20 protein-coding genes are annotated in these 25929 nt (G+C 31.1%); 10 read left to right on the top strand and 10 right to left on the bottom strand.

Annotated elements, in window-relative coordinates; all coding sequences use genetic code 11:
• The 8 genes from N456_RS08125 to N456_RS08090 all read left to right on the top strand — a co-directional run.
• Positions 1-3411 (top strand): non-ribosomal peptide synthetase (locus tag N456_RS08125; protein ID WP_148639240.1); only part of this gene is annotated, 3411 nt, incomplete at its 5' end.
• 256 nt (positions 3412-3667) lie between these two features.
• Positions 3668-5014 carry an MFS transporter gene (locus tag N456_RS08120; protein ID WP_062055773.1) on the top strand — a complete coding sequence of 449 codons (1347 nt, stop codon included), beginning with the start codon at positions 3668-3670 and terminating at the stop codon, positions 5012-5014.
• A gap of 133 nt (positions 5015-5147) precedes the next feature.
• A complete protein-coding gene (locus N456_RS08115) occupies positions 5148-6065 on the top strand; it encodes a cupin-like domain-containing protein (RefSeq protein WP_062055771.1) in 918 nt (305 codons plus the stop codon).
• Between the two features lie 81 nt (positions 6066-6146).
• Positions 6147-7070 (top strand): cupin-like domain-containing protein, encoded by a 924-nt coding sequence (locus N456_RS08110; RefSeq protein ID WP_062055769.1) that lies wholly within the window; start codon positions 6147-6149, stop codon positions 7068-7070.
• A gap of 375 nt (positions 7071-7445) precedes the next feature.
• Entirely contained in the window at positions 7446-9830 is a 2385-nt protein-coding gene (locus tag N456_RS08105) for a TonB-dependent receptor (RefSeq protein WP_062055767.1), read from the top strand.
• Positions 9831-9880: 50 nt separating this feature from the next.
• Positions 9881-10726, top strand: a complete 846-nt coding sequence (locus tag N456_RS08100; protein WP_062055765.1) for a DUF4249 domain-containing protein — start codon at positions 9881-9883, stop codon at positions 10724-10726.
• A 306-nt stretch (positions 10727-11032) separates the two neighbouring features.
• The gene (locus N456_RS08095; protein WP_062055763.1) at positions 11033-11338 is read left to right on the top strand and encodes a helix-turn-helix domain-containing protein; all 306 of its coding nucleotides are present in this window, start codon (positions 11033-11035) and stop codon (positions 11336-11338) included.
• A gap of 311 nt (positions 11339-11649) precedes the next feature.
• Positions 11650-11994 carry a hypothetical protein gene (locus tag N456_RS08090; protein WP_062055761.1) on the top strand — a complete coding sequence of 115 codons (345 nt, stop codon included), beginning with the start codon at positions 11650-11652 and terminating at the stop codon, positions 11992-11994.
• Between the two features lie 507 nt (positions 11995-12501).
• Here N456_RS08090 and N456_RS08085 read toward each other — a convergent pair.
• From N456_RS08085 to N456_RS08070, 4 genes are read right to left on the bottom strand one after another with little or no spacing between them, the layout of a single operon-like run.
• Positions 12502-13608 carry a glycoside hydrolase family 3 N-terminal domain-containing protein gene (locus N456_RS08085; RefSeq protein ID WP_062055759.1) on the bottom strand — a complete coding sequence of 369 codons (1107 nt, stop codon included), beginning with the start codon at positions 13606-13608 and terminating at the stop codon, positions 12502-12504.
• A 33-nt stretch (positions 13609-13641) separates the two neighbouring features.
• Positions 13642-14493 (bottom strand): sulfurtransferase, encoded by an 852-nt coding sequence (locus N456_RS08080; protein WP_062055757.1) that lies wholly within the window; start codon positions 14491-14493, stop codon positions 13642-13644.
• Positions 14494-14505: 12 nt separating this feature from the next.
• On the bottom strand, positions 14506-14970 hold the full coding sequence (locus N456_RS08075) for a nuclear transport factor 2 family protein (RefSeq protein ID WP_062055755.1): 465 nt from the start codon (positions 14968-14970) through the stop codon (positions 14506-14508).
• Positions 14971-15010: 40 nt separating this feature from the next.
• The gene (locus N456_RS08070; RefSeq protein WP_062055753.1) at positions 15011-16006 is read right to left on the bottom strand and encodes an NAD(P)H-dependent glycerol-3-phosphate dehydrogenase; all 996 of its coding nucleotides are present in this window, start codon (positions 16004-16006) and stop codon (positions 15011-15013) included.
• Between the two features lie 121 nt (positions 16007-16127).
• Here N456_RS08070 and N456_RS08065 point away from each other — a divergent pair, with 121 nt between their 5' ends.
• Entirely contained in the window at positions 16128-17069 is a 942-nt protein-coding gene (locus N456_RS08065; protein WP_062055751.1) for a hypothetical protein, read from the top strand.
• Positions 17070-17409: 340 nt separating this feature from the next.
• Positions 17410-18963 (top strand): L-piperidine-6-carboxylate dehydrogenase, encoded by a 1554-nt coding sequence (amaB, locus tag N456_RS08060; protein WP_062055749.1) that lies wholly within the window; start codon positions 17410-17412, stop codon positions 18961-18963.
• A gap of 78 nt (positions 18964-19041) precedes the next feature.
• On the opposite strand, the gene N456_RS08055 is transcribed toward amaB, so the two are convergent.
• The 6 genes from N456_RS08055 to N456_RS08035 all read right to left on the bottom strand — a co-directional run bounded on the left by N456_RS08055 (position 19042) and on the right by N456_RS08035 (position 25929).
• Positions 19042-20148 (bottom strand): TFIIB-type zinc ribbon-containing protein, encoded by a 1107-nt coding sequence (locus tag N456_RS08055; RefSeq protein WP_062055747.1) that lies wholly within the window; start codon positions 20146-20148, stop codon positions 19042-19044.
• A gap of 79 nt (positions 20149-20227) precedes the next feature.
• On the bottom strand, positions 20228-21364 hold the full coding sequence (locus N456_RS08050; RefSeq protein WP_062055745.1) for an SPFH domain-containing protein: 1137 nt from the start codon (positions 21362-21364) through the stop codon (positions 20228-20230).
• Positions 21365-21607: 243 nt separating this feature from the next.
• Positions 21608-21730 (bottom strand): hypothetical protein, encoded by a 123-nt coding sequence (locus tag N456_RS25130; RefSeq protein ID WP_262482820.1) that lies wholly within the window; start codon positions 21728-21730, stop codon positions 21608-21610.
• A 341-nt stretch (positions 21731-22071) separates the two neighbouring features.
• Positions 22072-23085, bottom strand: coding sequence for a M949_RS01915 family surface polysaccharide biosynthesis protein (locus N456_RS08045; RefSeq protein ID WP_062055743.1), 1014 nt, complete (start codon positions 23083-23085; stop codon positions 22072-22074).
• Positions 23051-25090, bottom strand: coding sequence for a hypothetical protein (locus N456_RS24840; protein WP_062055741.1), 2040 nt, complete (start codon positions 25088-25090; stop codon positions 23051-23053). The genes N456_RS08045 and N456_RS24840 overlap by 35 nt, the downstream gene beginning before the upstream one ends.
• 2 nt (positions 25091-25092) lie before the next feature.
• Entirely contained in the window at positions 25093-25929 is an 837-nt protein-coding gene (locus N456_RS08035; RefSeq protein WP_062055739.1) for a YARHG domain-containing protein, read from the bottom strand.

Below are 25929 nucleotides of genomic sequence, written 5' to 3'. Positions count from 1 at the left end.
CTTCCTGAGTTGACATTACAGTATGCTGATTATGCTTTATGGCAACGTTCTTATGTTGATGGATCGGTGTTAGATACTCAGTTATCGTATTGGGAGGAGAAGTTATCTGATGTTTCTCCATTAGTTTTACCTACGGATTATGCTCGTCCTTCTGTACAGAGTAGTGAGGGTTGTGGTCTTGAATTTGAGTTAGACAAGGAGTTGTGTGTTGATTTGGCATTGTTAAGTAAGCAAGAGGGAGTTACAATGTTTATGTTATTGCTATCAGGCTTTAAGGTCTTGTTATCACGATATAGTGGTCAGGATGATATTTGTGTAGGTACTCCTATTGCCAATAGAACACAATCGGATTTAGAGGGTATGATTGGTTTCTTTGTCAATACATTAGCCTTACGTAGTGATTTAAGTGGAGATCCAACGTTTAGGGAGGTATTATCTCGTGTTAAGGAAACAACCTTAGGAGGGTATAACAATCAACTAGCCTCTTTTGAGAAAGTGGTAAGTAATGTTGTAAAGACTCGTGATATGAGTACGTCTCCTTTGTTTCAGGTTATGTTTGTATTACAAAATACTCCAGAAGATGAAGATATTGAATTAGAAGGAGTAACTATAGAACCTTATGAGCATGGAGTAAATACTTCACAATTTGATCTAACTCTTAGTGTTGAGGAAAGTGAGTCAGGTATTGACTTAGGAATAGTGTACAGTACTGCTTTATTTACAGAAGCTACGATACGCCGTATGTTGGTTCATTATCAAGAATTATTACGTAGTATTGTAGATGATGTTACTCAGAATATTAGTTCTTTATCGATGTTAACATTGACAGAAGAAAATGAACTATTAGAGCTATTCAATGCTACAGATGTTGCTTATCGATCAGATATGACCTTGATAGATTTATTTGAAAATCAAGTTCATAATTCTCCGGATAGTATTGCATTAGTTTTTGAAAATAAAGAATTGACTTATAAAGATTTAGATGAATTATCTAATCGCTTATCGAATTATTTATTATCGACTAATGATATTGTTTTAGAAGATTTAATAGGAGTTAGGCTAGAGCGTAGCGAATGGCTAGTTGTATCATTATTAGCGATTTTAAAATCAGGGGGTGCTTATGTACCTATAGATCCAAATTACCCTGCTGATCGTATTTCTTATATAGAATCAGATAGTGGATGTAAAGTGATTATAGATGATTCATTTTTGGATGTTTTTAAATCAGAAATGACTTCATATTCTAAAGAGTTACCTGTAATAGATATAACTATTGATAATCTGGCATATGTTATTTATACTTCTGGTTCTACAGGTAAACCAAAAGGAGTATTAATAGAGCATAAAGGCATTATTAATACAGTTTATTCACAGATAGATATTTTTGGTATTACTTCAGACTCTAATTGTCTTCAGTTTGCGAGTCAAAGTTTTGATGCTTCCATCTCAGAAATATTGACCTCTATTTTAGGAGGAGGTAGTTTATTTATTATCCCCGAGGATAAGAAATCAGACATAGATTATTTTGTGAATTTTATAAATAGTAATAAAATTAGTTGTGCAACTTTGCCTCCAGCATTTTTTAGATTATTAGATGTGTCTGATTTAGCAGTTTTAGATACATTGATTACTGCAGGAGAGCAGGCGCCATTATCTCAAGTATTGTCATTTTCTAATCGATTTGGTAGATATATTAATGCATATGGTCCAACAGAAACAAGTATTTGTGCTACTACTTTCGAGGGAGACGATTTTACATCAGTGGTTCCTATAGGAAAACCTATATCTAATACTAGTATCTATATATTGGATACGAATCAACAGTTACTTCCCATAGGAGCTGTAGGAGAATTATGTGTTGGAGGGTCAGGATTAGCTAGAGGTTATCTGAATAGAGAAGATTTAACAGAGGAGAAGTTTGTAGAGAATCCTTTTGTTAAAGGAGAACGTATGTATAAGACCGGAGATTTGGCTCGTTGGCTTGCTAATGGCACTATAGAGTTTGTCGGCAGAATAGATGATCAGGTAAAGGTTCGTGGATATCGTGTAGAACTAGGTGAGATAGAGAGTGTTTTATTATCTCATCCATCTATTATGAGTAGTTGTGTTGTAGCTAAAGGAGATAGTTCGGAGAATAATAGATTGATAGGTTATATTGTCTCAGAAGATGATTTGGATAAAGAAATAGTACAAGACTATTTAAAGAATAGTCTTCCAGAGTATATGGTTCCGCAATTATGGGTTAATTTGGATATAATGCCACTAACCACTAATGGTAAGATAGATAGGAAATCATTACCAGATCCAGATATGACTACCTTATCTACCAAGGAGTACGTAGCACCTCGAAATGAAATGGAGGAACAATTAGTAGATATTTGGCAAGAACTATTAAATTTAGATAAAATCGGGATATATGATAATTTCTTTGAATTAGGAGGACACTCATTATTAGTAATACAAATGACTTCTAAGATTAATTTTATATTTAATAGAAATATATCAGTAGCTCATTTATTCGAATACCCAACAATTGCTTCGTTAAATTCCTATATGTCTTCGAGTATAGAATTCGAAAAAGACATCCTTGTAACGTTCAATAAGGAAGGAAATAAGAGACCTATTTTTTGCGCTCCTCCGGGAGGTGGAACAGCTATGACATATATTAGTCTATCAAAAGCACTAGGAGAGAATCAGCCTTTTTATGCTTTTCAGTCTCCTGGTTTAGATGGAATATCCCCAGTCTTAAAAACGATAGAAGAAATGACTGCTTTATTTATTTCCGAAATGCAAAAAGTAGACTCTGAAGGACCTTATCGTTTAGCAGGATATTCTTTTGGATGTACTATAGCTTATGAAATGGCAAAGCAATTACAGCGAAGTGGATTTGAAATTGAAGAACTCATTATCTTAGATGGGGTTGCTCCTGAGGAAGACCTGATAGATTCTTCAGAAGAAGAAGAGTCATTTGGAGATATTATTCTCTATACAATTGATGAAGTTAATCGACTATTAAATACTAATTTTGTTGTAAAGAAATCAGCACTCAAAGGAAAATCTAAAGAAGAGCAATTAGATACGGTTTATAGTTTAATAAAAAGTAATCCAGATCTATTGCATTTAGAAAATCAAATACGTGGTCGTATTGCGGTCTTTACAGCTAATGTAAATGCTATTTTTGATTATTCTCCTCAAACTTTAGTAGAAAAAAATGTACCAATTATAGTATTTAAAACACTTCAAGATGAGGGGCCGGCAGACTTAGGATGGAGTAAATATACGGATCAAGATATTCCAGTATTAGAAGTTTCAGGAACTCATGAGACTATGTTAGAACCTCCTCATGTAAATGAAATTATTACATACTTAAAACAACGCTCTATCCAAGAAGAATATATGGAGGGGGTTTAAAATCAAAAAAATGATGCATTTATATTAGAAATTAATGATAGCTGTTTAAGAAAATAATCAAGCAACTATTTTTTTGAAAAAAAATAGTTTTCATGACTTTTATAAATGCATCCTTACTAGTAATCCAACTATGCTTTTTTTTCAATTTCATTTGTTTGCTAATAACTTATATAGTTTAGGTTAATCAAATTGATCGAGGTGTTGTATAAGTTGATTTTTTTTACAGATTAAATATTAACAGTAAATAAATAAATAAATGAAGAAATATTTAATGTACGCATCGCTAATAATGGTTTCGTTATTTGGTACTGATTTAACAGATTTTGCTTTAAGCGTATGGGTACTTGATCAACCAGAAGGTTCTGTGTCATCTTATGCTATTATTTGGTTTTTTGAAGCTGCTCCTGCCGTTTTTTTAGCTCCGTTTATAGGTAGCTTTGTAGATCGTTGGAACAAAAAGAAGATGATTATCTATGGGCAATTGGTTGCTGCTATAGGAAGTATTCTCCTCATGTTACTTTATAATATAGGAGAATTGCAACCATGGCATATTATGGTAGTGTCGGGAATAGGATCTGTAGCGAGCACTTTTGTTTTTACTGCCTTTTTTGTAGCTACTACAGCTCTAGTTTCTAAAGATAAATTAATAAAAGCTCAAGGGATGACGGCTACTCTATTTGCTATTATAGGTATGGGAGTTCCAATTTTGGCTCCTGTACTGTATAAAATGATAGGGATGAGTAACATATTTTTGATTGATGTAGTTACTTTTTCGATAGCTATACTAGCCTTTTTAATGATCAACTTTGTAGTGGTGGAGCAGTCTGATGAAGAGTTTAGTATGAAAAATGATTGGAAAACAATAAAGAATTTCCTGAAAAAAAGAAAAGCATTGGTTCATTTATTCATCTTTTTCTTTGGGATTAATTTCTTTATGGGGTTAGTGGAAGTTTTATTTACACCATTAATACTAGATTTTTCAGATGAATATGTATTAGGAATTGTTTTAACATGCATTGGTCTTGGAACATTGGTCGGTGGTATTATTATGGGAAGTACATCAAGCTTTAAAAAACCAATTCAAAAAATTACTTATGTTAATATTTTTGTAGGGGTAATTCTTGCACTACTCTGGATAAATGTTGATATATATGTCTTAGCTATTGGTGGAATGTTGGTAATAATGGTAGCTACAATTTCTGATATTATAAACGAAGCATTTTCTCAAACAATTATTCCAGTAAAAATGATGGGACGTTTAGCCGGTTTTGAGGAATTAGTGGTAGGAGGAGCTGGTCCTTTAGCTTTCTTACTATCAGGATTTTTAGTAGATACTTTAAAACATTTTTTAAAAGATTTACCTCCAGAAGTATTGGGTCATTTTCCAGGAACAATTACAACTCCAGCAATAATAGGAGTATTTACAATAGCAGGAATTTCGTTAATTATATTTTCAATTTTATATAGCAGAAGCAAACCAGTAAGTGAGTTAGATAAACTATATAGTTTTGAATTAGAAAAAGAGGCACAGAAAAAAGAAGCAGAAAAAAAGGAATTAGAAAAGATAGCAGAAACAGAAAAGAATGAAGATGTATTAGTATAATCCATACTTCTATATAATATATGGTTATCAATAATCAATAGAGACTCTATAACTTCAAAAGAAAATGTAATAATCAATAATATTTTTTTTTGAAAAAAATAAACAATAAGTATACATTTTTAGTAAATAAATAATGGAAAAACTTCAATCAAAAATAGATGAATTACAATTATTTGAACATATAACTATAGTAGATCATATTACTAGAGATATATTTTATAACGATTTTGTAAATAAAGGAAAACCCGTTGTCATTAGAAATATGACTTCGGATTGGAACGCTTTAAATTGGGATACTGAATATTTCAAATCTAAGGAGAATGGGATAAAAGTGCCTATAAAAATGGGTAAGGTAAAAGAAGGGAGACGAGAGAAAATGTTGTTAAGTACTTATATAGAACTTTTGGATAAATATGAACAAGACTTGAAATTAGGACTTAATACAGAGCCTTTAGGATATTTACATGATATTCCTTTTTTTTATATGTTTCCTGAGTATTTATCAGATATAGCACCTTTTCCTAAAGAACTATTTCCAAAGTGGTATTGGCCAGAATGGCAAAACTACATACAATTTTTTATGGGAGCAACAGGTAGTTTAACCCCATTGCATTTTGATACATTGTTAACTAATAATTTATTTTTTCAGGTTGTAGGGAAAAAGAAATTTATTTTAATTGATATAAATCAAAAAGATGATTGTTATATAGAAGGTTGGAGATGGGCAAAGTTTGATCCTCAAAACCCCGACTATGAGGAATTCCCTAATGCTAAAGGAGTAAAAATTATGGAAGCTGTTTTAAACCCTGGAGACATCTTATATATGCCACCAGGTATGCTTCATCAAGTTCATGGATTAAGTAAATCAATATCTTTTAATATTGATTGGCATACACCCCAAAGTGCAAAAAAAGGAGTTGGAACATTATGGAAAGGAGCACCGAGAAAAAATGTATATTATAATATGTTAGTTTATCTAGGGCTTAGACTTAGAATTCCAGCAAAATATATATTTCCATTTTATAAATCATACCTAAACTATGTCAGTTGATACTAAAAATATAATCTAAGATAATAGAATAAGAATTAAAAATTCTTTTTAAAATAATGTGTAATTAAAAATTAATGAGTAATGAAAGTACCTAGAGTTAAAAGTATAACCGAAGAAAAATTTATAGAAGAACATATCGTATCTAATAAGCCTGTGATTGTAACAGATGCTATGGAGAATTGGGATTTAGAGAAATTTAAACCCGAATATATAAAGAAAGAATTTGGGCATCATAAAGTACAAGTTTATAACGATTTATTTGATTTACAGACCATTCAACCGCTTGAAAAATACATAGATGCTAATTTTTTTAGAAGCGAGAAAGAAGGATTGTCTAAGCAATACATGCGATGGTATACAAAATTAAAAGAAGTTGATTTTTATTGGTCAGACAAAGCTTTTGATTCGTTAAAGAATTTTTGGAGTCAACCCTATTTTGTACCTAGCACATCCTTAGCAGTGCCAAGTACCAAAGGGAGTGATTCAAAGAGTATTACAGAGTATAATTATCCGTATAAAGGATTATTTATTTCAGGAAAAGGCTCAAGAACAAGATTACACAAAGACCCTTTTATGAGTAATGCCGTTTTGTGTCAGTTCTATGGTCAAAAACACTTCTATCTTTATGGTCCAGACAAGCAAAAAAATGTTATGAATAATGGAGATTTTGTAGATGTTAAAAATCCAGACCTTAACAAATTTCCTAGTTTCTCAGATATAACTCATGATTATGAAGATGTATTATCTCCAGGAGAAATTATTTTATTTCCATCAGGTTGGTTTCATGATGTTACTTGTGTATCTGATAGTATATCAATCACTTGGAATTTTGTACATGCCAAGCAATTAGAAACACTATGTAATCATATAAAGAATAATCCAGAAGATGATCAACTAGAAATTCTTAAGTATTTTATAAAAGGAGAAGTCTCTGATACAGCTAGTGCAGAAGAGATTATAAGTTATTTTAGGAAAAAATTTGCGGCTAGTGAGATGACTGCCTAAAAGTTAAATAAAATTTATATTTTCTATAGTGGAGACTTTCTAGTTTCCACTTTTTTTTGATTAGTATCTACTTTTTTAATAATAAGAAACAGATTGATTCTAAGTTTATTACCCATTAAAACTGTAAACCAAAACTAAATAATAATTGATTAAAAAAATATGATAATTGATATGCAACTATTATAAATTCAATTTGTCTATGAGTAAAATGGTAGGAGAGATAAAACCTTCCTTTTTATACCAACTGAATATCAATATAGTATTATGTGTAACAAAAATATGATTAAATAAGTTTTTTATACAAAAACTTTAATACAGTCAAATTCGTAAATACTGTATGTTACTATTATTAATTTAACTCATTAAAACCTAAAAATGAAAAAAACAATTCTCACACTTATTCTATTCACATCCTTTTTATATCAGGCGTCAGCTCAAGAAAAGCATACTATAAGTGGTACTATAAGCGACATAAGTAATGGAGAAACCTTATTCGGAACCTCAGTCTTTTTTAAAGATACAACAATAGGAGTAATTACTAATGAATATGGTTTCTATTCTTTAACAGCTCCAGCAGGTTCATACACATTAGTTATTTCCTATATGGGATATGATGATATCTTTCAGGAAATCACTTTGGATGGTGATAAGAAACTAAATTTTGAGATGGTTACGACATCAGAGGAGCTTGATGAAGTTATTATTACTTCAGAAGAAATAGGGCATGTTAACATTAAAAAACCTGAAATGAGTGTTTCTAAGCTAAAAGCAGGAACAATGAAAAAAATGCCTGTGGTGTTAGGAGAAGTAGATATTATAAAATCAATTCAAACCCTACCAGGAGTAACTAATAGTGGAGAAGGGACTAGTGGATTTAATGTTAGAGGAGGTGCGGTTGATCAAAACCTTATATTATTAGATGAAGCTATCATTTATAATTCTTCTCATTTATTGGGTTTTTTTTCTGTCTTTAACGCTGATGCTATAAAAGATATTAAGTTGTATAAGGGAGGTATTCCTGCACGGTTTGGAGGTAGAGTTTCTTCTGTTTTAGATGTTCGCCAAAAAGATGGGAATAATAAAAAAATAGGTCTTACAGGTGGGGTTGGTATCATCTCTAGTAGATTAGCAGTAGAGGGACCAATGTTTAATAAAAAAGGGTCCTTTTTAGTTGCGGGAAGAGGTTCTTATGCTCATTTATTTATGAGTGGTTTAGAGGATCTAAAAGATAGTAAGGTTAAGTTTTATGATGTTAACCTAAAAACAAACTATAAATTAAGCGAAAACAATAAGCTATATCTTTCGGGATATTTTGGTAGAGATGTGTTTAATTTTGGAAAAAGTTTTGAAAGCTCTTATGGTAATCTATCAGGTAATTTACGTTGGAATCACATTTTTACTGATAAATTATTTTCTAATTTATCTGCTATATATAGTAAATACGACTATGAATTAACTTTAAAATCTTCTGAATTCGATTGGATATCATCGATTAAAAATTATAATCTCAAATATGATCTTAAATATTATGCTAGTAATAATTTTAAATTAGATTTTGGAGGAAACATAATATCCTATGATTTTACTCCTGGTGAAATTAAACCAACATCATCAACTTCGCCAATAAATTATACAAAACTAGATGATAAAAAAGCTTTTGAAACAGGTTTATACATAAGTGCCGAACATAAAATATCGAAGAGATTAACAGCTCAATATGGATTGCGTTATAGTACATTTTCAAGGCAAGGAGGGCAAACATTAAAAAATTATAGAAATGATCAACCTGTGGTGTATAATGAAGATTTAGAAATTTATGAAGAAGGAATAGAGACAGGAGAAACAGTATATAAAAAAGGAAAGACAATAAAAAGCTATGGTAATATAGAACCAAGAATGGGGTTGTCATATCAACTTACAGAATCCTCATCTATAAAAGCAGGATATTCTAGAACAAGTCAATATATACATTTACTATCTAATACGGTTTCTGTAACCCCTTTAGATGTATGGACACCAAGTGGTAAGTTTATTAAACCTCAATTATCAGATCAATATGCGCTAGGGTATTTTAAGAACTTTACAGATAATGTGTATTCACTAGAAGTAGAAGCATATTATAAAACTATAAAAAATAGGTTAGATTATATAGATGGTTCTGATTTAATAGGACAAAATACTATAGAGACAGAAATATTAAATGGAGAAGCTAAAGCATACGGGCTAGAATTTTTATTTAGAAAAAGCAAAGGAAACTTTACAGGATGGTTAGCATATACGATTTCGAAAGCAGAACAAAGAACCTTGGGGGATAATGTTAAAGGTCCTGGTATCAATAATGGAGATTGGTATAATGCAGCTTATGATAGAACTCATGATATTTCTATTACAGGTATTTATAAACTAAATGATAAATGGACTTTCAGTTCTAATTTTGTATTTCAGACTGGTAGACCAGTAACATATCCAAACGCACAATATCAATATGAAGGCCTATCTATTGCGAGTTACTCTAGCAGAAATGCTAATAGATTACCAGCATATCATAGATTAGATATTTCTGCAACTTATAGACCCAATAATAAGCCTCATAGAAGATGGAAAGGAGAATGGGTTTTTGGAATATATAACCTATATGCACGTAGAAATGCAGCATCAATATCTTTTACACAAAACCAAGGAACAGGAGTTAATGAAGCTACAAGGACAGCTGTTTTTGGTTCAATAATACCTTCAGTATCTTATAATTTTAAGTTTTAGGAATGAATAATTCTAAAATAATTCTAAAATAATATTTAAAAAATAAAAAGATGAAAACATATATAATCAGTGTACTTTCGATTGTAATTATTGCTTTTACATCCTGTACAGATGTCGTTAATGTAGATATCCCAAAAACAGATTCAAGACTTGTTATAGAGGCTTCTTTAGATTGGGAAAAAGGAACTTCAGGAAATGTACAAACAATAAAATTAAGCGAATCTACGCCATATTTTGATTCTGTGGTTTACAAAAAAGTAGTTGGCGCTTCAGTAAAGGTAATTAATGATAATGATGGTACAGATTTTATTTTTATAGATCAAAATGATGGTACATATACTATTGCAGACTTTGTTCCTGTATTAAATCAATCATACACTTTAGAGGTTATCTATAATAATGAAACATATATCGCCAAAGAAACCATGACGCCAGTTAGTGATATCTCGAATATCGAACAATCTAAAGATAAAGGAACTGATACAGATGCTATAGAAATTAAGGTCTTTTTTAATGACCCTGTAAATGAAAAAAACTTTTATTTAGTGAAATTTCTTGAACGAGGAGATGTATTACCTTTACTAGGATATGATTCAGATGAATTTACAAATGGGAATGAGAAGAGTTTTGAATTTGAAAAATTAGAAGATAAAAAAAATAAAATAGAAGAGTTTGTTCCAGGAGATATTATTGACATTAAATTATTTGGAGCATCAGAAAGGTATTATAATTATATGCGGTTATTAATTGGGCAGTCAGAAGGTAGTGGGGATGCCTTTAGTACTATTCCAGCTCCGTTGCGTGGTAATTGTATAAATACTACAAATAAAAAGAATTATGCTTTTGGATATTTTAGATTAACTCAATCTGTTAGCAAAACATATACGATTTTATAGTAAATTAAATATCCTTTAAGCAAACAGGAGAGAAAAGGAAAGTTTTTTAAATAAAATAAGTATCTAATTAAAATAAAAAGGGAGCATATAAGTAAGAATTATGTAGGAATATATAAATGAGATTTTTAAGTGGTAAAAGGCTGTCTGTGAGAGGACAGTCTTTTTTTTTAGTATTATTCTTATTTATATGATTTACCTTTGATATCAATTTAGTTAAGTACAAGTAAATATTTTATCATAAAAATGATAGACTTCTTATGATAGATTTATAAAAAACAATATATTTGTCACATAATGACAAGTCATATGAAGGAAACTTTTGGGGAATATATTAAATTATTGAGAACAAAAAATAAGTTTACACTAACCCAGTTAGCTGCTCAATTAGAGCTAGATTCTGCTAACCTGAGTAAAATTGAAAATGGTAAACGTAATTTTGATGAGAAAAAACTCTCTAAATTGGCAGCAATTTTTGACCTTGACACTAAGGAGTTACGTAACGAATATATAAGTGATAAAATGGCTAAACATATTTATCAAATGGATTGTTCTACAGAACTACTTAAAGTTGCAGAAGAAAAAGCAGAATACCGTAAAACGCTAAAAAAATAATATAAATAATGAACAGTATGTTTAACTTATTTATACAATTGAAATAACTATTGGGCACAAAGAATTAGAATTATATTTTCCTACCCAGTAATTCTATTCATTAGTTACCATATTTAGAAATATTTTTAAAGAGAAAATATAGTTTTGATTAGCATATACTATTTTAAACTCTTTATACTAGAAAATACATATTACCCGCTTCTTTTAAGAATATAGCACTTGGCAGTATTTAGAAATCATAAAATACTTGCTTTAGCAAAGGCCGGGAACTCCACTAATTTTATAAGACCATTAAAATAACAAATGAACCTATGAAAATAGACTTAGAAACTCAGGATTTCCCACAATTTAGACTATCTACAAATGAAGATTTAATTTTATTTCTTATTAGAAATGAATTATTAAGTGCTAAACTAATCAATCAATTAAGTATAATAGGATTTGATACTTCTTTTTTTAGCTTTGAACTTGGTATAGCGATTTTATCATTAATGGGCTTTAGAGATAGAACAGATACTTTATGGAAATGGTACCATGATATGTTAGACAGCTATGTTTTAAAGATTAACTTGGATAATCATAATGCTGTTAAAGCTATTATTTTTGATTTTTACGTGGAACTAAGAGTCAAATTATATAATGAACAAAAAAAATAATTTAAACATTTTTAATACATAAGTGAGGTAATCTATTGTTTTTAAAATATTTATTCTATTTTAAACTAAAATGTGATTAGCTGTTTTTTATGATTTAAGATCAATGATTGGTTTAAAAAAAATATTTTTATAAAATTCATAGAATGCTATGTTTTTTATAATTATAGTTGATAAGAATACTTCTTATTAATATAGAATTTTAAAAAAAGAGGTATGCAACGATATTAGTTCTTATAATATGTAGCGTTATTCTACTAAATTATGTAGGTATAATTTGTTAGAAAGATTTTTATTAGTAAGTTAAATTTATAGATAGTACAAGTATGTTGTATTCGTATTTAACTCATAAAGAGAAAAAAGAATATCAAGTTTTGGTACCTATTACCATTCTTTTTTCTCTCAATCTGGAATTCTACTATATAATAATTTCGATTTTAGAGTATAGAAAAAAGCAAAATGTATAGTAAATTAAAGTTGATTGAGTTTAGTGTATGATTGCTATTTTGATTATTTAATTACTCCTGCACAAATTTTTAATCTCAAAATTTTCTTAACAGACTGCATCACTTGCTTTTTATAAGCTGCATTAGTTGTTATTTCTGCAAGAATAGTATCAATGGTTTTTATTTCGTTTTGAGGCATTAGGATTAAATCACAGCCTGCTTTGGAAGCTAATAAAGGTGCATTGTCTAAAATCGTAACAGCTTTCATGATATTAAGAGCATCCGATATAATAACGCCTTTAAATCCCATCTTTTCTTTTAATAAGCCAGTAATAATTTTTCGAGAACAGCTAGATGGTAATCCATTGGTATCATACGTTAGATTATTTTTTATAGTAATATGCGCAATCATTATGGAGAGCACACCGTCTTCAATAATTTTTTTATAGTTATCTACTTCTTGTAATGGACCATCAATATATACACTTTGTTTATGAGTATCACCTTTTACAAGTCCATGACCAGGGAAATGTTTTGCAGTAGCAATAATGCCTCCTTCTTGTGTACATTTTATAAATTGATTTGCTAGTTGAATCACAGTTTCTTTATTATCTCCATAACTTCTAGATTTAATAGCTTCATTGTTAGGGCTAATATCTAGTACAGGAGCATAGTTATGGTGGACACCCATGTCTCTAAGTTCGCGATTTATAATGGTTACAACGGAATCAGATTGTGTTTCATTTTTGATATCAATAGTTTTGCCTACATTTTGTGCTCCTTTAATTCTACTAGAAAATAAACTAGGTTCAGCATCCATACTAAACAGCAGTGGAATGGTTTTATTTTTTGTAGTAATATTGTTAAGCGTAGTAATATTGTCTATATGTTTTTGTTTATGACCTTTTAAAAATACGACACCTCCAATAGCATCTTGCATTGCTAATTTTTGAACTGTAGCTTCGGGTTTACCTATTTCTCCACCAGAAGTGATAATCATTTGAGCTACTTTTTGTCGGTCATTTAATGTGTTATAGATAGAGTCTACAGTATATTCTAATTCAGCATTATAGTTATAAAAATCCTGTAAACTAAACTTCTGTACTTTTTGAGCATAACTAGTTATTGATAGTAATACAAAGCAAAAAGTTAATCGTAAAAAATAATTCATATAAAAATATTAAGCAAGTATTTTGATTTATGTTTAACATTGGATAGGTACTCCATCTAATTGTCCCCATTCACTCCAAGAACCATCATATACTGATCCATTTTGGTGCTCTGTCAGTTCAGTAGCGAGCATGATTATGCAGGCAGTGATTCCTGATCCACATGTAAAGATCAGTTTTTTATTTTCGATATTAAAATTCTTTAGTACTTCTTGTAACTCCGTAGGAGATTTCATTTTTCCATTGTTCAATACTTTGGTGTACGGCAAATTGATTGAGTTCGGAATATGTCCTCCTTTAAGACTTTCTCTGGGTTCTGGTTCTATTGCTTTAAACCTCCCAGAAGAGCGTGCGTCTAGAATTAGGGTAGTTTTAGTATTCATCTCTTGGAGTATACTTTTGGTATTTGAAACGAGCTTAGAGATATAAGTAGCTTTAAAATTACCAAGATGATATACTTGTTGGGATGTATCATCTGTTTCACAAGGTTGTTTAGCGTTTTGCCAAGCAGGAAATCCACCATCTAATACAGCTACGTTTTGATGTCCCATCACTTTAAACATCCACCATACTCTAGGACTAGAGTAGATCCCTAATGTATCATACACTACTATTGTATGATGAGAACTAATCCCTAATGCTTTACAGGCTTCAGCAAAAGCCTCTGGAGAAGGTAACATGTTAGGAATATCAGTGTCTTTGTCAGAGAATGTATTTTTGATATCAAAGAAGCGTGCTCCCTTAATCTTTAAATTTGATTTTTTTTCGTCCTTTTTAGAAGCTATTTTTTTTATTGTTGCATCCAAAAGTACTAGATCAGGATGATCTAAGTGTTCAGAAAGCCAATTGACAGATACGATTGGTTGTACGATTTGTAATGATTTCATAGGTTGATGGGATTATAAAGATGGGAGGGTCATAAATTTATCGAGCATTTTATTGGTTTGTTTAATTAGTTTTTTCTTAAAAAAACCTGTACCGCCAAGCAATTTTCCTTTCCATCCTATAGCCTGAGAAGCCCATCGATGTAGATTAAAATGATCAATATGTTTTATAATTTTACCGTCTTTAAATTCGAATTGCGCATTGATTTTATTATGAACAAGTCTTCCGGTTTTACTGAACTTATACCAAGCTTCCCAGTGTGCTTTCCCAGTGTTTATAGTACTTTCAATCTCAGAAAACTCAATTTTTAGATCCTTCCCATTTTTACATAACATACGCCACATAGCCTTTGCTCTATCCCCTTTTAATTTTCCAAAGGCAGGATCTTCAAAAATAACATCATCATGATAGCATGATAGCATTGCCTCAGCATCACGATTGCTAAGTCCAGTATAGAATATTTCGATAAGCTCTTTCATAAGACTTGTACTAAAATCAGAGGTATGAAGATAAGAATAATTAATCTAGCTTATCCGTAAGTTTTTTAAATACTTTTTTAGGATTTTTATTCTCATATAAAACAGCATGTACAGCATCAATAATAGGTGTTCGCGTAGCTTTTGTAGCATCAAGTTCATAGGCTGTTTTTGCAGCATAATACCCTTCTGCAATCATGCTCATTTCCATTTGAGCACTTTTTACGGTATATCCTTTACCAATCATATTACCAAACATCCTATTACGAGAGAAAACCGAATATCCTGTTACTAATAAATCACCCAAATATGCAGAATCATTAATATTACGTTTCATTTTATGTACTTTTTTGATAAAACGTTTCATCTCACGAATTGCGTTACTCATTAAAACACTTTGAAAATTATCACCATATCCAAGTCCATGTGCTATACCTGCTGCGAGGGAGTAGATATTTTTAAGTACTGCTGCATATTCAGTACCGATAATATCATCACTGACCTTACATTTAATATAGTCACTGCACAGATGATTTGCCATAATTTGAGCTTTTTCTTCATCATTAGAGGCAATAGTGAGGTAAGATAAGCGTTCTAATGCAACTTCTTCTGCGTGGCAAGGCCCAGTAATAACCCCAATATTACTAAATGGGATATTATATTGTTCATTAAAATGTTCCCCTACAATGCGACCTGTTTCGGGAACAATACCTTTGATTGCCGAAAAAATCACTTTATCTTCTAAAGAAATTGTGAGTTTAGCCAATTCACTATGTAAAAATGCAGATGGTATTACAAAAATCAGATAATCTGCATACGCAACTACTTCATTTATATCATTAGTAAGTTTAAGCTGTTCATTTTTAAACTCGACAGAGCTTAGATAATTGGGGTTGTGTTGTTGTCTCTTTAAGTGTTCTAAGGCATAGGTACTTCTCATATACCAACCTACTTCATTAAGATTTTCGGTAAGCATTTTTACAATGGCAGTTGCCCAACTACCACCACCGATTACAGCAAATTTTAGCATTTTTTCCATAAAAATATTGTGGCTTCAAAAATAAGAAAATCCAATTCAAAATAAAACCTGATTACTAGTTTGTTATAAGTTTGGCACATGTTTTGGTTTTCAATTAAGTGAAATTGAAAATTCACGAGATATGAAAATGATAAAACTACTTTCGATTATTTTTTTAGGTTTAACCTTATTTGCCTCTTGTTCAGCAGATGTTGTTATCGAAGAAGATGTTTATATAGAAAAAGATATTTATAGAGAAGAACCATCAATTAGTCTTAATACGCTATTGCATACTTATGAAATTTGGTATGTAGATATCGAACGTACAAAGGGAAATGGAGAGCTTCCTTTTTTACAAAAAGCATTTACAGTGTCTTTTCAGAATGGAACATTTCTTGCTAATAATAACTTAGTTGGTATTGGAAGTAATGGCAATGGTTTTGGGCTAGATGTAGGTTTTTATGATACATTTCGGATGGATTTAGATATTAACCATGATATCGATGGATCATATAGGCTTATAGTAACACAGCTTTCTGATAATGAAATAGAATTGTATGATGAAGTCACTAATACTAGTTATTTTTTAATAGGTCATCAACGTAATACTTTTGATTACGATAGGATATTTTATGACAACATTCATTATTTCTTACAAGAGTATGAAACATGGGAAAAAGTTTACACTAGTGAGATTGGAGTACTCAATGAATTTGATAATGAAAACTATTTAAAGTTTGCATATTTTGGATCTGGAGAAAATTTTAAAAGTTCTAAGGACGAAATAGGAATTCCGATTAATGATATTCTCTATGATTATATAGGTAATTATCAAGTAAATGATATTATTAACATTTTTGATAAGAAAACTTTAACACTTGATTACAATTATCTGGACAATGAATTCTTTGAGTTATCCGTTATTAATGACAGTAAAATAGAATTATTTCACCCAGCTTCTGAAACGGTATACCAATTTGTAGGTAGAAGACAGTTGTTGTTTAAGAGTTCCAAGAATGGAAAGCCAACTCAGAATGAAAAGAAAAGAATAAAAAAAGCTGATTTTATGAAGCTTTCAAAATAAATAGTAGTGTATACTTAATAATATAAACTTTTTGGTTGGTTATTTAGTTGGGAATCGCTCTACAAGAGAAATCTTGTTTGAGCGATTTCTTTTTTTTAATACTTTATAATGAGTTCTATTTTTTTTTACCTTTAAAAAGAAAGTAATTATAGGAGCAGGTTAGTTATTTGTGTTAAAGAAGAGGAAATCAATTTAATTTCTATAACTGTAATTTAATTAAGAATTGATTTTTTTGAAATACTTTTCTTAAAAAATTATTCAAAAATTACTTTAGAATAGATCAAAATTTAATTTATCTTCAAAACACATTATCTTTATCTTTTCAAAAAGAAATATACACATGGCATTAGCAATATTAGATTTCGGAATTAAGGAAGCATTACAAGAACTAGGTGTTTCTGAGTATAACAAAGGCACATCAACTGGGTCGAATTGGTATTCTTCTGATGACACAATTTCATCATACTCTCCAGTAGATGGAAAATTGATAGCCAAAGTAGAAACTACTACTGCAGCAGATTATGAAAAAGTAATTCAGACAGCAATGGCAGCTTTTAAAACATGGAGAATACAACCTGCTCCACAGCGTGGAGAGGTGGTAAGACAATTTGGTGAAGAATTACGAAAGTTAAAAGAACCATTAGGGAAGTTAGTTTCTTATGAAATGGGTAAGTCTTATCAAGAAGGTTTAGGAGAAGTACAAGAAATGATTGATATCTGTGATTTTGCCGTAGGATTATCTAGGCAATTACATGGATTAACAATGCATTCAGAACGTCCTGGGCATAGAATGTATGAGCAATATCACCCACTAGGGATTGTTGGAATTATTTCTGCATTTAATTTTCCGGTAGCTGTATGGGCATGGAATACTGCATTGGCTTGGATCTGTGGGGATGTATGTGTATGGAAACCTAGCGAAAAAACACCTCTTTGTGGGATTGCCTGTCAGAATATTATAGCAAAAGTTTTAAAAGATAATAATTTACCAGAAGGACTATCTTGTTTGATTAATGGAGATTATAAAGTAGGAGAGATGATGACTACGGATAAAAGAGTTCCATTAATTTCTGCGACAGGATCTACCCGAATGGGTAAAATTGTAGGAGCAACAGTAGGGCAGCGTCTAGGAAAATCATTGTTAGAGTTAGGAGGTAATAACGCTATTATTGTTACTCCAGATGCAGATATTAAAATGACTGTTATTGGGGCTGTATTTGGTGCGGTAGGAACTGCGGGGCAACGTTGTACTTCGACACGTAGATTGATTATTCATGAGTCTATCTATGATACTGTAAAAAATGCAGTAGTGGCTGCATATGGACAATTAAGAATCGGTAATCCATTAGACGAAAATAATCATGTAGGACCATTAATTGATACTGATGCTGTAAAAGGATATCAAAATGCATTACAAAAAGTAGTAGAACAAGGAGGGAATATTGTGGTAGAAGGAGGCGTACTTTCTGGAGAAGGATATGAAAGTGGTTGTTATGTAAAACCTGCTATTGCAGAGGCTGATAATACTTTTGAAATTGTACAGCACGAAACATTTGCACCCGTACTATATCTTTTAAAATATAGTGGTGATATAGAGCATGCTATCGAGGTTCAGAATGGAGTGGCACAAGGACTTTCTTCAGCAATTATGACTAATAATTTACGAGAAGCAGAACGTTTTCTTTCACATGCAGGGTCTGATTGCGGAATTGCTAATGTTAATATAGGAACCTCTGGAGCAGAGATTGGTGGTGCTTTTGGAGGAGAGAAGGAAACAGGAGGCGGTCGAGAATCAGGATCCGATGCTTGGAAAGTATATATGCGTCGCCAAACGAATACAATAAACTACACTACAGAATTACCATTAGCTCAGGGAATTAAATTTGATCTGTAACAGAAAGATGACCTGATATATAAAAAAGCATCCTATTTTTTATTAGGATGCTTTTTTGTTTATGGACAGACTATTGATTTACTGTTTTTCTGAAAACCAGAAGATAACTGCTACTACAATAAGTATAAACACTACAAAAAAGAATATTTTCCAAAAAGAATAGGGTCTATTTCCTGAGATAGCTCCAGTTTGACCATTAATAAAGAAATTATATTTTTTTCCATTATAGCGATATGCGCTAATATATACCGGAAGCAAAATATGTTTAAAAGTCTCTTCACTTAAGCTCATATCTATATGATGCACTCGCTGTGTATCTCCTCCTATGTGTTGTTTAGCCCATGATATTGCAATACCTTCTGCCTCTTTGGTAGAGGATAGATGACCATCTTTTAATGGGATAGTATACTTTTCGGTAACAAAACCTGCTAAAAAACTAGTATTAAAAGGTTGGAGCGCATCCAGATTCCAGTTTGATAATTTTTTAGGAATTGGATTTTTGTTTTGATGTGATGCTTTGATCAATGTATCATCAACAAAACCATTAACATTTCCGTTTGCAGACGACCACCTTGTTCTTCGTTCTTGTCGAGTTCTTCTAACTGTTTTACCATTTTCTGTAGTTGTATAAGCAACATCGACATAATAATACTCTCCACGCTCTCCTGTATAATTAGCATATAACTGAGCATCAAACGTCCAATATGGTAAGTATAACCCTTTGGTGTTTTGAGGATCTAATGCTGCTTTTTTAAGGTTATTAGGAGCAAACCATAACCCTTTAACCCATTTAGAAAAAATCCGATGTGATTTTTTCTGATCGAATTGAAAAGGAAGTATAGCACCAGGTAAAATCCAATCTTCTTTATATGCATCCTCAATAATCAAGGGCATAGTACAATATACACAGTGCAATGATTTATAATGCTCTTCGATATGCTGATTTGCGCCACAGTTTTTACAATGTAGCATCATAATCTCTTCAGAATGGGATTGAGACCCCATTTCATCGAGATATGGCTTAAGTTCTAGTTCCTGAAACCCATCTTGATGAGGTATAATTGTTTCATGATGCCCACAATATTCGCAGGTAACAGTATCTGTACCGGGCTTATATTTTAATTCTGCACCACAATTAGTACACGATTTTTTATGTTCTGAAACTACTTTCTTCTCTTCTTCCATAGAAATACCTATCCTAGCCTGTTGACTATCATTAAAAAACTTCAGTTAGGACTTTATAAAACATGATTAACAGTTTTTTTTAGTTATTTGGTAATGGCGGGGGAGTGTTTCCTCCTAGAAAAGCTTTTAGTTCCTCTACATCTTTTAGTGCAGTCCAATTACTCATTCCTTGTTTCCAGATTAGAGCGTCTTTATTAATCGTTCTATTGGCAAATAAAACTTTAAGTTGTTCAAAAGATACTGGTCCAACTTGTTGCCCATTTTGCCCATAAAAATACTGTATCTGCACAGGCATTGGAGGGGGAGCGACTGGAGTTGTTTGCTGAGGTTGTACTTGCTGTTGTGCTGTCATAGGATTCATCATACCTCCCATTTGTTGTGCGAGCACAAACCCCATTCCCATACCCATTCCTGCACCAGCCGTACCACCTTCATTGGCAGCAGCAGCTTCGATAGCTTTAGCTGTTTTAAATTTGGTTAATTTATCTAAATCTAGTTTATCAATTCTACTATATTCGAATATTTCTTTCTTTAATTCTTCTGGCATAGAAACATTTTCTATAAAGAATTTTTCTAGAGAAATACCTACTGAGTTAAACTCATGTTGCATTACTTCGAGACAAGTTTCTGATAACTCTGTGGTATTGGCAGCATACAGCTCTATAGGCAGATTAGCTTCTCCAATAGTATCGGTAAAACGAGTAGAAATTAAACTTTTTAGATGTTCATTAATTTCAAAATTGGTAAAATTAGCATCAGTTCCTACGATATCGATAATAAATTTACCCGCATCATTAATCTTAAAAGCGTACGTGCCAAAAGCACGAATTTCTACCAAACCAAAACGGTCATCATTTAGGGTGATAGGATTTTTGGTTCCCCATTTTTCATTAGTAAACAAGTGCGTATTTACAAAGTATACTTCGGCTTTAAAAGGGCTATTAAAACCATATTTCCACCCTTTTAATGTGGTAAGGATCGGTAAGTTTTTGGTATTTAGGGTATATGTTCCGGGTGTAAATACATCTGCTAATTGTCCTTCATTTATAAAAACTGCTGTTTGTCCTTCTCTTACGATAAGCTGAGCTTCGTTTTTAATTTCATTTTGGTACCGTTCAAACCGATGTACAATAGTATCATCTGTATGATCTAACCATTCTATAATATCTATAAACTCGTGGCTAAGTTTTTTCTTTATTTCGTCAAAAATTCCCATTAATGAATTGGTTTAAATATTTATGTTTTTAAAACTACAAAATAGAATGATTGAAGAAAAACTTTTTTCTATTAATTTAAGAAAAGGCTGTATTGCTGTTCTTTTCTAAAGATATATATAATATACTGCTGCTAATTACAAAATAGTAGCAGTAATTTTTATATACAGAGTTCTATTAACTCTATCTTAGATTTTTAATATTTTATATTTATTTTAGAGATAGTGCATTATGCAATATCACAGCTATTCGCTATCTGATTCTATAGTTTCTTTTTTTATCTTCTCTTTAGATACAATCGTATTAAAATCTTTAATAAGTTCATAAACTACATCGGCATTTCCTTCTGCCCCAAAAGGAATAAGCATCAAGTAATTCCCATTTTATTTGATCTTCATTATAATCTTTATGCTGTTTCAAAATTTCAAACTGTGCCTCTGTAAAATAGTTTTCAAGAACTGGAGAAGCCGAAGCATCTAATTTAGACAAAGCTGTCTTACAGCGTATTTATGATATTGAAAAGTTAGATAACGACACTAAAAGTAAACTCTTCTTTTTGATTGATAACATAATCCAAAACTTTAAAACCAAACAAGCCTTCTCTTAAAAACAATAAATCCACAACAAATCATTGCTGTGGATTAATCATATATCTTATCGATTACTTATACTCGGCATTCGTTACAAACGAACGCTAGCGGGTGATACATTACATAGTTTTAAAAGTACAATCTTTTGCATTGGTTAATTTATCATAGATTTCGTCAGCATCATAATTGATTACAGGAATGTTGATATTGTCTATAGTACAAGTTTTAAGATTATTTTCAGGTTTTTGCTTTAATACAAAGTTGGCTATAACTTTGATAACGTAAAGTTTACTGTTCTCAGGATTTAATTTTAAAAAGGTTGAAACCTGATTTCCATAATGATCTCCTGAATTTACTATTATTAGGTTGTCTTTATCAATTTTATATTCTGATAAATTGTAAAAGCTAGGTCCAGGATCTTCAAATTTGATAAGAGAACGATCAGATAAAAGTACAGATACCTCGCCTTCGTCTAATGGTTCTATTTTTTGAATTCTTTTTGATACTGAACTATTTTCTTTTAGTTGAGTTCCATGGTTCTTTATCCACTTCTTCTTGGCAAAAGAAAGAAATTCTTTTGGAGCTTTATCAAAAGATTTGTCAATACGAGACTCTTTGTAATTAACAGCTATATCAGGGTTTCTTATGCTAACTTCATCTTTTCTAAGTCCTCTAATTTTATATTTTTGCTTGCCCTCAATCATGATTAGCTTCATTGCGGTAGGGCCAATACCTCCCTGACATGCAGATTCATACAAGAAAGTAATCTCTTTTATATTATCTGAGTTGAGATCAGTGATTGATAAAGAGTTATCTATGTAGTTGATATCAAAATCTACTGGACAATCTTTAATAAAATCATATACATTTAGATATGGCGTACTAGAATTATTTTTAATTAATTCTACAAATAGTTCAGCTTTGCTATTTTTGTCAACATTTTTAGAAAAGATAATTGTACTAGTTCCATATTTATCCTCCCAAGATGTACAATTAATTAGTACATTTCCCTTCCTTTCATATTTATCGCAAGGTTTTTCTTGTACCTTTCCTATATCTATATTTTGTGAACTATCTTTACAATTTATAAATATTATACTAACGGCTAGAAGAATGATTATCTCCTTTTGCATCCGTAGAAATTTCTTCAAGATCATAATTAATATCACTTATTTTATAATTTTTGGGGTATCTATACGCCTTAATTTTTGATTTATCAATTGCACTATAACAGACCATACCATTGGTTGATTTATCACCTCCTGTTTGGTTACCACCTAGTAAAACTATCTTATCTCCCTTTTTTCCTACAACAAAAGCTACATGCGAATAAGTACATACTGCCAATGCTCCATAACATGGTTCAAATTTATCAGGAGCGGTGCCCCAATTTTCCCAAGAAAAAGAGTTGTATCCTGTACTATTTAAGTCTTCTTTGACAATTCCAGATTTTAAATAACACCAATAAACAAAAGAACCACACCAAGGATCAAGAATTTTTTTCGACTCAATATAATCATCTGTAATTTCTCTTCCCATCAAACTTTTAGTATATCCAGCAGTTTCATGATATTCTAAAATTCTTGGATCATTATAATCTGTACCATAAATTTCTTCTACTCCAATTTCCATTTTTGCAATGTTAACCCACGGAGTAGAAGAGTCTTCATCTATAATATTACTTTGCGAATAGTTATTATTGATACATTTACTATCATATCTGAAAATTCTTTTCAATATATTATAATATTTCGTTCGCTCTTCTTTACCATTTCCCCCTCCATTTACAAATATCGAGATTAAGTTTTGATATGTATCAACTTTTAAGGCTACTTCATTGAGTGACTTGCCATAAATATCAGCATATTTTTGTTTAGATGATTTTTTTGTGAACACAATCTTTTTATAATTAGACCAAAACCACCCTGCTGAATCCATAGCATAAATTAGATCATCAGAAATATATTTTTCGTAATTATTACTACGCAATTCTAGTTGAGCATCAGTTTTTTCTTTTAATGCTCCATCTGTGTTTTTAGCTGCATATTTTAAATACTTCATTTGAGAGTTGCGCCAAGTCAATTGCATAAACCCACGACCTTTATATTTCGGACCGTCTCCAAATTGAGTGTTACCATTTTGCTTAGATTTGGAATGACCTCCTTCAGGATTATAGTGATTACCACTTTCATATTCTAGTCCTGTTTTAAACCTGTCTGATTCCCAGTAGATTTGAGATAAGAAGTGTATTTTTTGAATACATTGATTGATACCATACTTCTTAGCTGTTCTATTAAATTCTTCTGTAAGCCTTTCAAATGTTTTATCTGAAGAGGGTATTGAACAGTTACTTGCATTTAATATTTCTAAATTGTATTTTTCGCTTTTTCTTAGCCTAGTGAAAATATTTTTAAACTCTTCAATAGTTAAATCCCTGTTGCAATAGCATTCTCCTGTTTCTTTTCCAAACATCATCCTCATTTGGTTTACAAAAGCAATGGGATGAAAATGATATACATTTGGTGATGCAGGAAATATTCGTTCTGGTTGTTTTGGTTTTTCTTTTTTAGTTTCTGCGGGTTTTGTTTCAGATGCTGTTGTTGTAGGTTTAGCTGTTGTTACTGGAGTGTCTTGTTCTTTATAATCTGCTCTATGCTCGTCTGTAACACCAAAATCTAGTTTTACAGATTTAGGTTTTAATAAAATAGGCTTTTCGACCTTTCTTACTTTGGGGACATAGGGTTTACTGGCATCATCCCAATACATTAAATCTTCTACCTGTTGATCTAGATTTTTTAGCTTTTGCTCTTTTAAGTTTTTCATTTTCTGAATAACATTTGCAGGCTTTTTTGCATTTTTTGTGTAGAGCTTAAAACTTTTTTGATCTTGATTGAGTTCTTCTAAGATCAAACCATTAGACATTGCTTGTTCTTTAAAGACTTCTTGTGCTTGGATGCCTGCTCGATACCAACCTTCTGAAAACTGTTTATATTGTTTAGATTCAGATACTTTAAAGGGTTTCCAGTGCGACTCACCTTGGTAAATAATGGAATCTTTAGTAATAAAATCAATATAACTCAACTCTACATAATCATGTTGTAAAACTCCGTTTGTTATATTAATTACGTGATACCCCATCTTTATAATTTAACGATACCCTGATCCGTAAGCTTATATTTGGTTACTTCTCTACGAATTTCTTTGGTTGGATATTGATTTTCTTCGGTACTATTTTCTTTGTCCCACTTCTTAAAAATTTTATAAACCTCTAAATCATCTTTATCTAGTTTAAAATCGATATCATAAAAACCCTCCTCAAAATCGTCTTCGCCCTCTCTTAATGAAGAATCTACAACTTTGACTATTTTGATTATTTTACTTTCTTTAACACTTAAAATATTGAATATAGGTTGTTCATTGCAATAAGCCTTGACTAGAATTGTTTCTATTTCAGTATTACAATTTATATTGTAAAAGTAAAAACCATCACAATAAATACCTTCTTTAAGTATTACAGATTCTATACGATCATAGTTACTTTCGTAATAATCGCCTAAATAATTATTTAAACCCCATTTTTTACTTTCCATTATACTTTGGGATATGGGGTAAACTTTCTTAATATTATCGTTAATATAATCTAAACATTTATCTGTTTTTTTATTAGGGTTTTCTATGTTTTTCACCCTATCAATATAATTTTGTTCTTCATCAGATAAAGTAACTTTTATAGTAGCATCAGGTGTATACCAAGGTTTGGTTTTAAAATAAGTGTTTAAGTCTTCACTTTTAAAAACATAACCCTTACGAGCAAATACCTCATTTCTAATTAATCGTAGTTCTTCTTTTGATTTGGATTGTAATTCTTGGTCTGATAAATACTCAAAAGTAACTGCGGAAGTTTCTGGCTTGTTTTCAGTTTGTCCTTTGCAAAACCAAAAAAACCATATAAATATCAATAATAGTACCTTCTGCAT

The sequence above is a fragment of the Aquimarina longa SW024 genome, from assembly GCF_001401755.1.
Lineage (GTDB): Bacteria > Bacteroidota > Bacteroidia > Flavobacteriales > Flavobacteriaceae > Aquimarina > Aquimarina longa.
The sequence above is the reverse complement of the archived record's forward strand: the minus strand, read 5'-3'. Positions and strand labels throughout refer to the sequence as shown.